13 protein-coding genes, 1 tRNA gene and 1 pseudogene are annotated in these 14,113 nt (G+C 45.0%); 10 read left to right on the plus strand and 5 right to left on the minus strand.

Going from position 1 to position 14,113, the window contains the following annotated elements; all coding sequences use genetic code 11:
• Positions 1-331: 331 nt before the first annotated feature.
• The 3 genes from MJO46_RS12935 (at position 332) to MJO46_RS12945 (ending at position 1,534) form a co-directional block, all read left to right on the plus strand.
• A tRNA-Asp gene (locus tag MJO46_RS12935) sits at positions 332-408 on the plus strand.
• A gap of 393 nt (positions 409-801) precedes the next feature.
• Complete coding sequence (locus MJO46_RS12940) at positions 802-1,056, plus strand: YkgJ family cysteine cluster protein (protein ID WP_253989644.1); 255 nt, start codon at positions 802-804, stop codon at positions 1,054-1,056.
• 22 nt (positions 1,057-1,078) lie between these two features.
• The gene (locus tag MJO46_RS12945; RefSeq protein WP_253989645.1) at positions 1,079-1,534 is read left to right on the plus strand and encodes an Rrf2 family transcriptional regulator; all 456 of its coding nucleotides are present in this window, start codon (positions 1,079-1,081) and stop codon (positions 1,532-1,534) included.
• Here MJO46_RS12945 and MJO46_RS12950 read toward each other — a convergent pair.
• The 4 genes from MJO46_RS12950 to gpmM are packed head-to-tail and all read right to left on the minus strand — an operon-like array spanning position 1,509 to position 6,219.
• Positions 1,509-2,264 carry a divergent polysaccharide deacetylase family protein gene (locus MJO46_RS12950; protein ID WP_253989646.1) on the minus strand — a complete coding sequence of 252 codons (756 nt, stop codon included), beginning with the start codon at positions 2,262-2,264 and terminating at the stop codon, positions 1,509-1,511. The genes MJO46_RS12945 and MJO46_RS12950 overlap by 26 nt on opposite strands.
• A gap of 12 nt (positions 2,265-2,276) precedes the next feature.
• Positions 2,277-3,482: a S41 family peptidase gene (locus MJO46_RS12955; RefSeq protein ID WP_253989647.1), complete on the minus strand. Its 1,206-nt coding sequence runs from the start codon at positions 3,480-3,482 to the stop codon at positions 2,277-2,279.
• A 48-nt stretch (positions 3,483-3,530) separates the two neighbouring features.
• Positions 3,531-4,664 (minus strand): peptidoglycan DD-metalloendopeptidase family protein, encoded by a 1,134-nt coding sequence (locus MJO46_RS12960; RefSeq protein ID WP_253989648.1) that lies wholly within the window; start codon positions 4,662-4,664, stop codon positions 3,531-3,533.
• A 10-nt stretch (positions 4,665-4,674) separates the two neighbouring features.
• Positions 4,675-6,219, minus strand: a complete 1,545-nt coding sequence (gene gpmM, locus MJO46_RS12965; RefSeq protein ID WP_253989649.1) for a 2,3-bisphosphoglycerate-independent phosphoglycerate mutase — start codon at positions 6,217-6,219, stop codon at positions 4,675-4,677.
• 264 nt (positions 6,220-6,483) lie between these two features.
• Here gpmM and MJO46_RS12970 point away from each other — a divergent pair, with 264 nt between their 5' ends.
• From MJO46_RS12970 to MJO46_RS13000, 7 genes and pseudogenes are all read left to right on the plus strand, one after another.
• Positions 6,484-6,918 carry a rhodanese-like domain-containing protein gene (locus MJO46_RS12970; protein ID WP_198783656.1) on the plus strand — a complete coding sequence of 145 codons (435 nt, stop codon included), beginning with the start codon at positions 6,484-6,486 and terminating at the stop codon, positions 6,916-6,918.
• Between the two features lie 266 nt (positions 6,919-7,184).
• Positions 7,185-7,670: a protein-export chaperone SecB gene (secB, locus tag MJO46_RS12975; protein ID WP_198781664.1), complete on the plus strand. Its 486-nt coding sequence runs from the start codon at positions 7,185-7,187 to the stop codon at positions 7,668-7,670.
• Between the two features lie 4 nt (positions 7,671-7,674).
• Positions 7,675-8,691 carry an NAD(P)H-dependent glycerol-3-phosphate dehydrogenase gene (gpsA, locus tag MJO46_RS12980; protein WP_007644009.1) on the plus strand — a complete coding sequence of 339 codons (1,017 nt, stop codon included), beginning with the start codon at positions 7,675-7,677 and terminating at the stop codon, positions 8,689-8,691.
• Positions 8,692-8,853: 162 nt separating this feature from the next.
• Positions 8,854-10,038 (plus strand): NAD(P)/FAD-dependent oxidoreductase, encoded by a 1,185-nt coding sequence (locus MJO46_RS12985; RefSeq protein WP_253989650.1) that lies wholly within the window; start codon positions 8,854-8,856, stop codon positions 10,036-10,038.
• 79 nt (positions 10,039-10,117) lie between these two features.
• The gene (locus MJO46_RS12990) at positions 10,118-10,966 is read left to right on the plus strand and encodes a TnsA endonuclease N-terminal domain-containing protein (protein ID WP_253989651.1); all 849 of its coding nucleotides are present in this window, start codon (positions 10,118-10,120) and stop codon (positions 10,964-10,966) included.
• Entirely contained in the window at positions 10,933-13,071 is a 2,139-nt protein-coding gene (locus MJO46_RS12995; protein ID WP_253989652.1) for a transposase, read from the plus strand. Before MJO46_RS12990 ends, MJO46_RS12995 begins: the two co-directional genes overlap by 34 nt.
• 100 nt (positions 13,072-13,171) lie before the next feature.
• Positions 13,172-13,578: pseudogene (locus tag MJO46_RS13000) on the plus strand (transposase); the annotation flags it as partial.
• A 91-nt stretch (positions 13,579-13,669) separates the two neighbouring features.
• Here MJO46_RS13000 and MJO46_RS13005 read toward each other — a convergent pair.
• Entirely contained in the window at positions 13,670-13,933 is a 264-nt protein-coding gene (locus MJO46_RS13005) for a transposase (RefSeq protein ID WP_253989653.1), read from the minus strand.
• Positions 13,934-14,113 lie beyond the last annotated feature (180 nt).

The following is a 14,113-nucleotide window of genomic DNA, read 5'->3' on the forward strand; positions in this document are numbered from 1 at the left end:
GTTGAGCTAACATGTACTAATGACTCGAGAGGCTTAACCATACAACCCAGATGGGTTTTACTGAAAATGTTCCAGACATTTTCTAGCACTTCCTCCGTCCATGGAGGTCGTACTAAGCGAACTTAGACAGAATATAAACACTTAATGAAGTGTGAACTCAAAGAGAGTCTTAGCTAAATAAGACAGTCAGCTTTCCGAATTATTATTTAATGCTAAGGCATTAAATAAACCGAATTTGCTTGGTGACAATAGCATTGTGGTCCCACCTGATCCCATCCCGAACTCAGAAGTGAACGCCTAATTTAGTATCCCGCGCAAGCGTTTTACTAAAGGAGCGGTAGTTCAGTTGGTTAGAATACCGGCCTGTCACGCCGGGGGTCGCGGGTTCGAGTCCCGTCCGCTCCGCCAACATTTCGATAAGCCCTAACAGCAATGTTAGGGCTTTTCGTATCTGGAATTTATCTATTTCAATCGCCGCGGCCGTCCCGTCCAACAGCATCCCTGCTTAATAGCCCAGTTCGGCATCCATGCCTCTCGTTCATGAGCTCATCGCTGTGCGATATTTCACCCGCCAACATTAAGACGAAAGCCTCATCGAAAGATGAGGCTTTTTTCGTTGTAATTTTTAAGTTTACAATGCTCTGCTCGCTCAACTTTTGAAAAGTTTGTACATATCCATTGATGCTATTTCTTTGATCCATTCATGAGCACTTGTGCGCGACTTGGCAGTATTGACCCTTAGCGCTGATTTTGGATGGATTAAACTGTATAATCCCCATAGTATTTTTTTGAGCAATAAAAATGAATTGTCGTCTTGGGTGTGGTGCTTGCTGTATCGCACCATCAATTAGCAGCGAAATACCTGGAATGCCAAATGGCAAAGCCGCGGGTGAACGCTGTGTACAGTTGAGCGACGATAATTTGTGTTTGATTTTTGGCTCGCCGGATCGTCCCGCTGTTTGTAGTGATTTTGATGCATCTGAGGATGTGTGTGGTCATTCAAATGAAGAGGCGCTTTGGTTGATTAGCAACCTTGAATCTCAAACGTCTCATTGAGTTTTTCGCTGACAGGTGAACTATGCAGTTAACACGCTATACCGATTTTGGTGTTCGCACGCTCATGTATTTGGCTGTTCAGCCGGATAGAACAACATTATTTCGGATTGCTGAAATAACCCAAGTATTTGATTTATCGCCAAATCATGTATCTAAAATTGTGCATCATTTAGGAAAACTGGGTTATCTCGAAACCATTCGCGGTAAGATGGGCGGTTTTCGCTTAGGCAAACCTGCGAGTGAGATTAATCTTGGTCTATTAGTGAGAGCACTAGAAAACTCTTTGGCGCCGATAGATTGCAGTAAACCTTACTGTCGATTTAGTCCTGCGTGTCAGTTGAAGGGCGTATTAGCACAGGCGGTTGCTGCTTATTTAAATGTGCTCGATCAATATAGCCTGCAGGATATAGTCAGTAATAGTGATGATCTGCTGGCTTTGTTACCGGATATGTCTATTTCAGTCTTACAGTTGGATTAGTAGGTTCCCTATGGACTAAGTCGATAGGGAGTAGCTTTGATGTGGGTACCAACTCGATTCCTTCAGCCTTGAGACGCGCTAGATTATCCCTTAAGAAACGGATCGTTTCAGGATGTGGATGGGCAATTGCAACAAGATTTCCTTGAATATGCGCTTGTTCTACCATGAGATTAAATTGTTTTTCTAGGGCCGATTTACTCAGATTATTATCGAGAAAGAGTTGGCGTTTTAATGTTGGGACGCTTAGCAGCTCCGCCTTATCCCTCGCCCGTGAAAACTGGGTTGTCATGCTATCGACAAAATATAGTTGCTTCTGTTTTAAACTCTCCATAACCCAGTGCATAGGCTCATCCAGTTGAGTCAGTAAACTCCCCATATGATTATTCATGCCCTTAGCAAAGGGAACACTGGCGATTGCATCTAGCACTTTGGTGCGGATTTGCGCTTCGTTCATCGTGCTTGTTAAGCCACCTGGGCCTAATGCTTTACCGTTTAACGCCTCCATGGGGAGATGAAGCATGATTTCATGGCCCTTTGCATGCCCCGCTTTTGCTAGCTGTTTGCTAAGTGGTGTGTGCGGCAAGACGGATAAGGTCACAGTGCTAGGCAGGGTGAGCACTGCTTCATCGGTGTGACGGTAACCTATGTCATCAATAATCAGCGCAAGTTGTGCTGCATAACACGGGGTAATGTAGAGGGCTAAGAAGGCCAAAGAGTAGAATAGGCGCACTGTTTCTGCTTATTAGTCATGGTGTTGTATCCAAGCAATTGCCGAAGTGACTATATGGTCTTGGGTTACATCTTCACGTGCTGATAGGGCATCGATTATAGCCATATTCTCTTCATTGGAGCCAGTTGGATTAGTAATTTTAATGTCTGGTTCGATACCAATATCGTGAATGTTTTCTCCTTTGGGGGTGTTGTATTGAGCTATGGTCAGCTTAATCGCGTTACCGTCGTTGAGGATGGGGATTAGGCTTTGGACTGTGCCTTTACCAAAGCTGGTTTCACCTAGAAGCTTAGCGCGGCCGTTATCCTGCAATGCGGCGGCGAGCACTTCGGACGCCGAAGCCGAGCCTTTGTTGATTAGCACTAACATAGGCACATTGGTCAGCATGGTTTGTGGTGAGGCGTAATAATCTGAATTGGCATCGAAAAACCGTCCACTAGTCGAAACAATGCGCCCCTTGGCGAGAAAGAGATCGGCAATTTTGATGGCTTGATCGAGTAACCCACCGGGATTATTCCGTAGGTCGAGAATAAGCCCACTTAGGGGGATGGTTTGCCATTGGTTAAGCGAGCGGATCATCTCAGTGGTGGAGTTCTCTTGAAAGCTGCTGAGTCTGATATAGCCGATATTACCTTGCAGTAATTTACTCGAAACCGAGTGGATCGTGATGGTGCTTGGAGTGAGTGACACCTCAAACTCGGCGCTGTCATTGTGGTGTTTAAGTGTGAGGCTGATGCTTTGTTTTTTCAAACTATACTGTTTGATTTCATTGAGAATATCCGCCAGGTTGGTTTTTGTGGCAGGCTTATTATTCAGCTTGATAATAGTGTCACCGGCTTGGATGCCAGCCTGTTCTGCGGGGGAGTTTGCAAAGGGAGCGATAACGCTGATCCGATCTTTATCGCTGGCGACCTCAAAGCCAAAACCAAAATATTCCCCTCGATTGGCGTCTTTTAGATCAAGCAAATCTTGATGGTTTAAGAAGCTAGAGTAGGGGTCTAAATGTTCAAAAATTCCCTTGATGGCGGCTTGGACTAACTCATCCTTAGAGACGGTTTTAACATAGTAGGTTTCGACCGTTTCAAGCACATCCTGTAATAGTGGGTAATCGAAGTCGCTTCGATATGACTTGGCGTGTTCTTGACTGGAGAGGCTAATGGACAGGCCTAAGCTTAGGCCGAGTCCAAGGCAGACGATATTGCGAATTAGATGTTTCATGGCCGTCCCCTGTAATGATGGGGGCGGCCATGTTAGCGACAGTACTGATTAACGACAGTACTTGGCTGGATCGACGGCTTGCCCCTTATACCTTATTTCAAAGTATAGGCCAGGCTCTGTCTGTCCACCCGAACGTCCGACTAAAGCAATTGCATCGCCGCTCTTGACCATCTCACCAGGGCTTTTCAGTAGGGCTTGTGCATGGCCGTAGAGGCTCATATAACCTTTACCATGGTCGATCACCATTACCATACCAAAGCCTTTTAGCCAGTCGGCGTAGATCACTTTACCACCTGAAATCGCTCGAATATTTTGCCCTTCTGGCGCCGATAACATAGTGCCTTTCCACACCACTTGGCCCGAGCGCGGGCTGCCAAAGCTGGCGCTGACTCGGCCTTTCGTCGGCCATTTAAGCTTGCCGCTTTGCTTACCAAAACCTTCCATTGAAGGATTGTCTTTCATTGCCCGTAGAGCCTGTTCGACAACCCGTTTTAAGCTCGCCTCTTCAATTTGCAGTTGTTCGAGTTCAGCACCTTTAGTGTTGAGTGTGCGCTGCAGTTCTTTAAGGGTCTGTTGACGTTGGTTTTGTTCTTGGCTCAAGCGCTTAGATTGCACTTGTTGCTCGGCAATCAGCTTAGTGAGTTGTTGTTGCTTGCTGGTTTGTGAGGCTTTAATGTCATCAAGCTCGGTAAGCGTCTGTTTTAATTCATTGATTGACTTCATCCGGGCTTTGTTTAGATATTGATAATAAGCCAGCATGCGCTCAATGGTGGCGGGACTTTGCTGGTTGAGCATCATCTTAGTGTAATCGTGATTACCCGCTAAATAAGCGCTAGAAAGTTGTTTTGAAAGCGTATTTTGCTGGCTTACCTTAAGAACTTCCAACTCTTCTTGCCGCTGCTTAAGTTCGGCAAGTTTAGTGTCTATTTGCGCTAGGCTGTTTTTGGTGGTGTTGACTTTTTTGGCGGCCGCCGCTATCGCCTCTTCATCGCTTCGCAGCAATGACAGTAATTTTTCCCGTTGCTTACTGGTGTTTTTAAGCGCGCTTTGTTGTTTATTTATTTGCGCTTGGATTGATTTCAACTCGGACTGACGCTTCTGCAAATCAGAAGCGTTAGCCGAAAAAGATAACATCATAAAGCCAGCAAGAATGCTGGCTTTAACAAGGAGTCGAGTGCTCACTAGGTAACAATTACTCTTTAATGTGGATTAATGGCTTACCCGTCATCTCTGCGGGAATGGCTTCGCCCAGTAGATGCAGAATCGTCGGTGCGATATCGCTCAGTTTGCCACCTTCATCTATGGTCGCGTCGCGGCCCACAAACAAAAAGGGCACGAGTTCACTGGTGTGAGCCGTATGGGCTTGACCTGTGGTTTCGTCTGTCATTTGTTCTGCGTTGCCGTGGTCAGCGGTAATAATACATTCGCCGCCGACTTTAGCCAGTGCTTCAACCACGCGGCCGATACAGGCATCGACAGCTTCGCAGGCTTTAACCGCCGCATCGAAGTTGCCCGTGTGGCCAACCATATCGCCATTGGGGTAGTTACAGATGATCACATCGTACTTGGTCGATTCAATCGCGGCCACGAGTTTGTCGGTCAGTTCGGTTGAACTCATCTCTGGCTGTAGATCGTAAGTCGCCACTTTAGGTGATTGAATTAAAATTCGGTCTTCACCCTCGAATGGCTCTTCCTTACCGCCGTTGAAGAAGAAAGTCACATGGGCGTACTTTTCAGTTTCAGAGATCCGCAGTTGAGTGCGACCTTGTTTCTGTAGCACTTCACCTAGAGTATTCACTAAGTTTTCAGATGGATAGGCAATCGGCGCCTTAATATCTGCCGCATATTCAGTCAGGGTAACAAAGTGCATTTTCGGCACGACAGCACGTTCGAAACCGTCAAAGTCAGGGTTGATAAAGCTGCGGGTGATCTGGCGGGCACGGTCGGCGCGGAAATTCATAAATATCAGCGCGTCGCCATCTTGCAAGGTTGCAACTTGGCCGTCTGTATCTGTGATTGCCGATGAAGACACAAACTCGTCGTTCTCATCGCGGGCGTAGGCCGCTTCTAGTGCGGTGACCGCATTGTCGTATTGGAATTTTGATTTGCCTTGGGTGATCAGATCGTAGGCTTGCGACACGCGGTCCCAACGATTATCGCGGTCCATTGCAAAGTAACGGCCGATAATCGATGCCACGCGACCATGGCCTAATGTAGTAAACAGATCATCAAAATGGCTTAAACTGCCCTTAGCGCTACGGGGAGGAGTATCGCGGCCGTCTAAAAAGGCGTGTAAATATACTTTGGTTGCTCCGCGAGCCACGGCCATACGGCACATAGCTTCGATATGCTCTTCATGGCTGTGAACACCGCCGGGAGAAAGCAGACCCATAATGTGCACTGCGCCATTGGTTTTAATCGCTGAGTCTACCGCATCGCATAGGGCTGGGTTTTTCTCAAACTCATGGTCGCTAATCGCTTTACTGATACGAGTGAGTTCTTGATACACGATACGGCCGGAGCCTAGATTGATGTGGCCTACTTCAGAGTTACCCATCTGGCCATCGGGCAAACCTACATCTAAACCAGAACCAGAAATTAAACCGTGGGCGTATTGGTCATTGAGGCGGTCGAGTACTGGAGTCTTAGCGTGGAAAATGGCATTCATATGCGTATTTTCACGGTAGCCCCAGCCATCGAGGATCAACAACGCGATTGGACGTTTAGTTGTCGTCATGGTGTTACCTTTAAGTTTTAAAGAAGCGATAGAAATCTGAAATTGGTCAAATATTACTACGTAAGCGGGGTACGAAAAAGCGCTTTACCTAGATTAAGGTTATCGAATCACTAATTCAGCGGATTATGTGAGTGTAGAGAGAACGTCCATAGGGTTGGGCTTAAACTGTGTTCTCGAACTGTGACTAAACTGCTGCAATCTGCCAAGGCAATGGGTATACTCTGTGCCCTTATCGAATTTTCGCCATTTATACGGGCTGTAATCATGCAAGAATATATCGAATTTTTTAAAGCTCACTCTATGTTAAGTCTGGCTTGGGTGGGATTATTTATCGTGCTTGTGATCAGCGTGATCAAATCGAGCCTCTCTAAAATCAAAAATATTACTCACCAAGAATTAACCATTATGGTGAACAGACAGGACGCAAAAGTGGTTGATGTGCGTTCGAGCGACGAGTTCCGTAAGGGTCACATTGTTGATGCGCTTAACGTTACACTCGCGGATATCAAAAATAATCAGACTTCTGCCCTTGAAAAGTTTAAAGCCAGTCCCATTATACTTGTATGCAATGCTGGCATGACCTCGTCTCAAGCGGCTCAGCTTTTAAGCAAACAGGGTTTTGAGAATCTGTATAACTTAAAAGGTGGTATGGGTGAATGGCAGGCAGCGAATATGCCTGTTTCAAAAAGCAAAAGATAAGTTGTCAGCGGCAGTTATGATTTGTACTGCAACAGTCTTCTTGACGATGCAGCAATAGAGTCATCATTGTTTGGCATACTGATCCTGCGGTCGCTAAGGGCTTAGATTAAGTTTTTAGACTCGTTAGAAAGAAACACTCTAGGGTTAAATATTGGGATGGCACTGGATTGATACAGGCCTCTAACCCCAAAGCCCGAGCTAAATAGACATATAAGTCAGCCTTCAACGAAAAGCTGGCACAACATTGATAGGATAGGTAGGAAATTATGGCTGAAGTAGCAAACAACGAACAACAAGCCCCACAATTCAATATTCAACGTGTTTACACTAAAGATGTTTCTTTTGAAACGCCTAACAGCCCAGCGGTATTCCAAAAAGAATGGAATCCAGAAGTGAAGTTAGATTTAGACACGCGCAGCGCTAAATTAGCCGATGACGTATACGAAGTCGTACTGTCTCTGACTGTGACTGCACAAAACGGTGGCGATACCGCTTTCCTATGTGAAGTACAACAAGCGGGTATCTTCTCTATCGCTGGTTTAACTGAGCCACAATTAGCACATTCATTAGGTGCATATTGCCCTAACATCCTGTTCCCATATGCCCGTGAAGCGGTGGGTAGCTTAGTGGGTCGTGGTACTTTCCCACAACTGAACCTGGCACCAGTAAACTTCGACGCGCTGTTTGCCCAATACGTGCAACAACGTCAAGCCGCTGCAACTGCACCCGCAGCCGAAGAAGCAAACGCTTAATTACATGAAAAACTCTGCCGACATCACGGTATTAGGGGCGGGCTCATATGGCACCGCCCTTGCCATCTCTTTAGCCAGCAATGGTCATAAGACCTTGTTATGGGGGCACGATCCTGTCCACATGCAAACGCTCGCTCAAGACAAGTGCAACCAAGCGTTTTTGCCTGGTATTGCGTTCCCGGATTGTTTACAGATCGAAGCCGATTTAGCCAAAGCCTTAGCCGCCAGTAACAATGTGTTAGTGGTGGTGCCAAGCCATGTGTTTGGTACTGTGCTTGAGCAAGCTAAACCTTTGCTGCGTAGCGATGCGCGCATCGTCTGGGCAACCAAGGGGCTCGAGCCTGAAACGGGGCGGCTACTGCAAGATGTAGCCCGTGATGTATTAGGTGAGCAATATCCGCTGGCGGTGTTATCTGGGCCGACCTTCGCTAAAGAACTTGCCATGGGTTTACCTACGGCTATTTCGGTTGCGGGCACTTGTCCACAGTTCACCAACGATCTTGTCGAGTTGCTACACAGCCCTAAACGTCTACGGGTTTACGCTAATGACGACTTTACGGGTTTGCAACTGGGCGGCGCGGTAAAGAACGTCATCGCCATTGGTGCGGGCATGTCCGACGGTATCGGCTTTGGAGCCAATGCTAGAACGGCCTTAATCACCCGTGGTTTAGTCGAATTGACGCGTTTAGGCGAAGCCTTAGGTGCCAATGCGGCTACCTTTATGGGAATGGCGGGGTTAGGCGACCTAGTGTTGACTTGCACCGACAACCAATCACGTAATCGCCGCTTCGGTTTAGCCTTAGGTAAAGGTTGCGATGTAGATACCGCACAGGCCGAAATCGGCCAAGTGGTTGAAGGTTATCGCAATACTAAAGAAGTCTTTACCCTTGCTAAACGCCTTGGGGTTGAAATGCCAATCACTGAGCAAATCTACCAAGTCCTGTATCAAGGTAAAGCTCCGGTTGATGCCGCTAAAGAGTTGCTCAGCAGAGAAAAGAAATCAGAAACGCCCGCGCAATAAACTGCGCTCCGTGCTGCTGAATAAAACAAAGGGTGCTAAAATAGCGCCCTTTTTTGTACCTAGCGTTTGAGCTTATCCTTGCTCCGTTTAGCTGTTGCATGATTTGCCTGCTAAATGTTCGCGAATCAAATACCAATCAATTTATCTGTGTGGAGTAAGAGCGTGAAACATCATGATGTCATTATTATCGGAGCCGGCGCCGCAGGATTAATGTGTGCAGCGACCGCAGGTTACCGAGGCCGTGATGTACTGGTACTCGACAATGCCAAGCAAGCTGGGCGTAAAATCCTCATCAGCGGTGGCGGGCGTTGTAACTTTACCAACCTTAAAGTCGAGCCAGCTAACTTCCTCTGTGGCAATCCCCACTTTGTTAAGTCGGCACTCGCGCGTTATCCCTCTCAGCAGTTTATTGAGTTGGTCGAGCGTCACGGCATTGAATACCACGAACGCGATCACGGCCAATTGTTCTGTAATGACTCGGCTAAAGAGATAGTCACTATGCTGCTGACCGAATGTGAGTGGGCAGGTGTGAGTATCAAACTGCGCACCGATATTCTGGCCGTTAAAAAGACTGAGGCAGGGCGCTTTGAGCTAAATACTTCAAATGGCGAGTTAAGTTGTGACTCCTTAGTGATCGCCACCGGCGGTTTGTCTATGCCAAAACTCGGCGCCACACCCTACGGCTATCAATTGGCCGAGCAGTTTGGGCTTAAGGTATTGCCAACCCTCGCGGGTCTGGTGCCTTTTACTTGGCATAGTGAAGATAAAATTCGCTTCGAACCGCTGTCGGGCATTGCCGTACCGAGCCGTATTACCGCCAAAGATGGTACCGCCTTTAGCGAAGCCTTGCTCTTTACCCACAGAGGCTTATCTGGCCCTGCTATTTTGCAGATTTCCAACTATTGGAAAGCGGGCGAAACCATAGAAATCAATCTATTACCCAATATGGATGCCGCGCAGGCTTTAGAGCAACAACTGGCCGCACATCCTAAACAGAGTCTGCGTAATACCTTAAGCCAGTGGTTACCGAAGCGGTTGGTGGAAGTGTTATTCGATGAGGCTTTACTCAACAAAGCCTTAAATCAGCTTGTCCATGCAGAGCGCGCCAAGTTAGTCGACGATCTGCACCGCTGGACAGTCTTAATGAATGGCACCGAAGGCTACCGCACAGCCGAAGTGACTCTCGGCGGCGTGGATACCCATGAACTGTCCTCCAAAACCATGGAAGCCATAAAAGTCCCCGGCCTGTTTTTTATTGGCGAAGTGATGGACGTAAGTGGTTGGTTAGGTGGGTTTAATTTTCAATGGGCTTGGGCATCCGGCGTCGCCGCTGGAAAGGCGGTTTAGTCTTGTGTAGAGACAATAAAGTTTGCCCGTAGTGATGTTTGATACTATGCTTTCTATATGAAATACATCAGGAAATTTTATGTCACGCGGAAGAAAGCTTGAATCTTTGCCAGATTATCAACGAGCCTTAAAAAATAAGTATGGAATTGGGCAAGGTTCCGATTATAAGCCGTGGCTGAGAATTCAGGATGTGAAAAGTCATGGTACTAGATCGATAATTTTAGGAAGAAAGTCTCAGAGAAGTCATCATATGATGTCCTCAATTGAGAGTGAGTTTTTCTATTTAGCTGAGTTCTCCGACAGTGTCGTTGATATAAGAGAGCAGTTTCCAATTTTACCTCTCAACTACACGCAGAAAGTGGCGAGAATGTTGGGTGTTAAGCACCCTATCCATCCCAAAACTAAAGAACCTATCATTATGACAACAGATCAGTTGCTTACGATTGATTCTACTCAAGGTATTTCATATCACGCAGTTTCTGTTAAACCTGAAACTGAATCTGATAAACAACGAGTGCTTGAAAAGATTGATATTGAAAGAGTTTGTTGGGAACTGCTTGGAGTTAGGTTTAGCTACTTCACTGGCAATGAGTTAACTAAAGTACAAAGTCGTAATCTTGATTGGGCAACAGCCCCGTTTCGTGAAAATCCAACGTTTTTTTCTGATGGACAGATAAATAGCGCATTAACTGTTATAAATGTTGGCCAGTTTTTTTTCGAAGATCTTTGTCATAAATTGATCTCTATGAATATAGCTTCACATGATGAGGCTCAATTACTTATTCGTTACTTAATTGCAGATAAGTTCATTGATGTGGATTTATCATCATATATTCCTGAACTAGGGATTTTAGATATTAAATCGATTGCAGATATGCAAAGAGGGCGTAGTGAATGCAATTTCCTAGAAACAGTGTTTGGGAGTTAAAAGGCTCTGATTTAGCTGAAGATGGTTTATACCGTGTTTTAGACATTATGCACGATGTTGCATCTGTCGTCCTATTCTCGCTTAATAACGAATCGCCAACCTCCCGGCCTTTGGTTTTTTCTATGGAAGCATTTATTGAACATATAAAAAGTAAGAAAGCCAAAAAATCGGATTTTACTTTACCAAGTTTTCTTTTGGTCGCAGAAGAGAATATTCCAGAGGAACATATTGCCCGTAGAGATAAAAACTATGGACTTATTGAAAATATTGTTTCAGATCGGGCTTTTGTTTTTGATTACGCGACGAAAAAACGTGTTCCACATCTTGCAGAGTATGCAAAAAAAGTAGATATCGATCGTAAAGCATTATCCCGACTTTTATCGCAATATTGGCGTTACGGTCAGGAGAAAATGGCTCTTCTTCCAGCATTTTCTAAAAGTGGCGGTTCGGGAAAGGATAGGATACCAACAGACAAGCCACTCGGCGCACCTAAACAACCAAGAACCGTGGCGGTAGAAAGAGCAGTTAAATACATAATCACTGATATCGACAAAAGTAAGTTTAAGAAAGCACTTAAAAAGTACTATCTAAATCAGAATCGTTTGACATTATCAAAAACCTATAACTATATGTTAATAGATAGTTATGCAGATGAGGTGCGCATTGCTAATGCGTGTGGTAAACCGCCTGCTGTACCAACGCTTAAACAGTTTAGCTATTGGTCAAAGAAAAAATTTAGCCAAGATGAGTTAATTAAGGGCAGGACAACAGAAAATGATCACCTCAGGAATAAAAGAGGTTTATTAGGGAGTGTCATTCAGGATAGCAATTTACCAGGAACTCACTTTGAGATCGATGCAACAGTCGCAGATGTTCACATTGTTTCTGAATTGGGTGTGCAGCATATATTAGGTAGACCAACAATTTACATTGTTATCGACAGAGCTAGCCGGATGATTGTTGGTATGCATGTATCACTCTTCCATGCTTCTTGGCGTGCAGCTAGACAAGCATTATCAAATAGTTTTTTACCTAAATCTCGTTATTGCAAAGAGTTTGGTGTAGATATCGATGATTCAGAATGGCCTTGCTCACATATACCAAAGGAACTCGTTTGCGATAATGGCGAGATGATTGGCTTACAGCCTAAGTCTGCACTCAATCCGATGACTAAGCTTTCTTTTACTCCCCCTTACAGACCGGACCGTAAAGGAGTGGTTGAGAAACGTTTTGATATTTTAAATAAAGAAGTTATTCATGAATTATTGGGGACTACGAGAGGTGGTGATATTGTCAGAGGTAGTCGAGACCCAAGAAAGGATGCTATCTACACTTTAAAAGAAGTTACTACTGAAATAATAAATGCCATTCTAGAGCATAATAGATCTATTTTTAATGACTTAGCTTTTTCAAGTCCATTACTTGTCGAAAATGACTTATCACCAACCCCTATCAATTATTGGAAGATTCATCTTGCTAAGCACAGACATGAACTTCAAGCTGCACGACCTGATGAGGTTATAGCTCGTTTACTACCTCCTGCGGAAGCCAGTATGACACGCAGTGGTATACATTTTAACGGGTTGTATTATTCATGTTCAGAAGTTGAAGAGCGAAATTTAGCATCAGTTGCTCGGTCATCAGGTCAATGGCGATTAGAAGCACGTATTGATGAGAATACTACAAACCACATTTATGTGAGACTAGATAAAAATCATGACTTTACACTATGTCACATACTACCTCGTAGCCGCATGTTCAAAGATAAATCGATGCATGAGTCTGATTTTATGCAAGACTGGCTAGACTCAAAAAAAGAGTTAGTTCCTATAAATGTAGCATCTATTGATGATCACAAAAATCGTCAACAGATGACTAAAAATGCTAAAGAACGAAGTAAGAACTTTGAAAAAGTAACATTTGCTGAGAAAACGAAAAATGTCCGCCAACACCGCAAAGATGAGCAAAAAGCAACAACCAATGTGCTCGAGACAGAAACAAAGAGACAAGACGTTATCAATTCTACGTCATCAAACGAAATAGTCAGTAAGGTCGTGTTTCTGCCAGTTGGCAGAAAAAGAAAAATAAAAGGAACTCCATCATGATAACGACTAAAGCAATTTACCATGATTGTAGTGGCACACTGAATTTGGCCACCTAATAAGAAATGTTATGATCTCACTCATAACCCATTTAGGTGACAACATGAATAAAAGTAAACGTGCACGATATAGCGCTGCCATTAAGCTTGAAACCGCTCAATTAGTCGTTGATCAAGGCTACACACAAGAAGCGGCCGCAAAAGCCATGAACGTGGGTAAATCAACAGTCAGTAAGTGGGTAACACAGCTTCAAATCGAGCGCCAAGGCCTTGCTCCTAAAGCCTCACCTATGACACCTGAGCAGATTGAAATCAGGGCACTTAAACGTGAAATTGAACGGATTAATCTCGAGAAAGAAATCCTAAAAAAGGCTACCGCTCTATTGATGTCGGACTCGCTGAACAATTCTCGATAATCGAGAAACTCAATCAGAGCAACAAATACCCTATTTCAGTGATATGCCACGTATTCAACGTGAACCGGAGCAGTTACCGTTATTGGATGAGCCGCGAGCTTGTGGTGACACCAGAACAGCGACTTTTAGGTAAGCGTTCATTTTAGGACGTATTGACGCCTTGCAGATTTCTGCCAACCAACCTGACTAAACGTCTTTCATGATCTGTACCAGTCCTGGTGGCATTTTCCACTGGCGATTATCGTCACTGACCACCACCACCGATTTCTTGTTAATTTTGATGACCACGCCGAATACCTGCCCCTCTTTGGCCTTGAAGTGCACTTTTTGGCCTAAGCGTAACTGACTCAGGACATTAATATCGTTTTGCAAACGCAAGTACTCAATCCGTTTCCAGACAAGCTCGTTCAGCTCGTGTAATTCGTCTAAGGTTAGGTCTTCTATGCGCATATCGCCTCCGTCTGGAGGCTATTCTACCGAAGTGGCGGGTAAAGCAAAGAGGTCTATCTAGCGTCAATTATCTTGGCCGGTTTTCCGACAATTATCTTGGCCGGTTGATACCGAATTTTAATCGCCCTTACTCAGGGCCGTTTTACGACGATAACTTTCACCTTCGCAGTGAATAATCGT

The organism is Shewanella sp. KJ2020, from assembly GCF_024197625.1.
Taxonomy (GTDB): Bacteria; Pseudomonadota; Gammaproteobacteria; order Enterobacterales; family Shewanellaceae; genus Shewanella.

Excerpts from the sequence above, each read along its gene's own strand:
- MJO46_RS12940 (WP_253989644.1), top strand. The coding sequence starts at position 802 with ATGAATTGTCGTCTTGGGTGTGGTGCTTGCTGTATCGCACCATCAATT.
- MJO46_RS12945 (WP_253989645.1), top strand. The coding sequence starts at position 1,079 with ATGCAGTTAACACGCTATACCGATTTTGGTGTTCGCACGCTCATGTAT.
- MJO46_RS12955 (WP_253989647.1), bottom strand. The coding sequence starts at position 3,482 with ATGAAACATCTAATTCGCAATATCGTCTGCCTTGGACTCGGCCTAAGC.
- gpmM (WP_253989649.1), bottom strand. The coding sequence starts at position 6,219 with ATGACGACAACTAAACGTCCAATCGCGTTGTTGATCCTCGATGGCTGG.
- MJO46_RS12970 (WP_198783656.1), top strand. The coding sequence starts at position 6,484 with ATGCAAGAATATATCGAATTTTTTAAAGCTCACTCTATGTTAAGTCTG.
- secB (WP_198781664.1), top strand. The coding sequence starts at position 7,185 with ATGGCTGAAGTAGCAAACAACGAACAACAAGCCCCACAATTCAATATT.
- gpsA (WP_007644009.1), top strand. The coding sequence starts at position 7,675 with ATGAAAAACTCTGCCGACATCACGGTATTAGGGGCGGGCTCATATGGC.
- MJO46_RS12990 (WP_253989651.1), top strand. The coding sequence starts at position 10,118 with ATGTCACGCGGAAGAAAGCTTGAATCTTTGCCAGATTATCAACGAGCC.
- MJO46_RS12995 (WP_253989652.1), top strand. The coding sequence starts at position 10,933 with ATGCAATTTCCTAGAAACAGTGTTTGGGAGTTAAAAGGCTCTGATTTA.
- MJO46_RS13005 (WP_253989653.1), bottom strand. The coding sequence starts at position 13,933 with ATGCGCATAGAAGACCTAACCTTAGACGAATTACACGAGCTGAACGAG.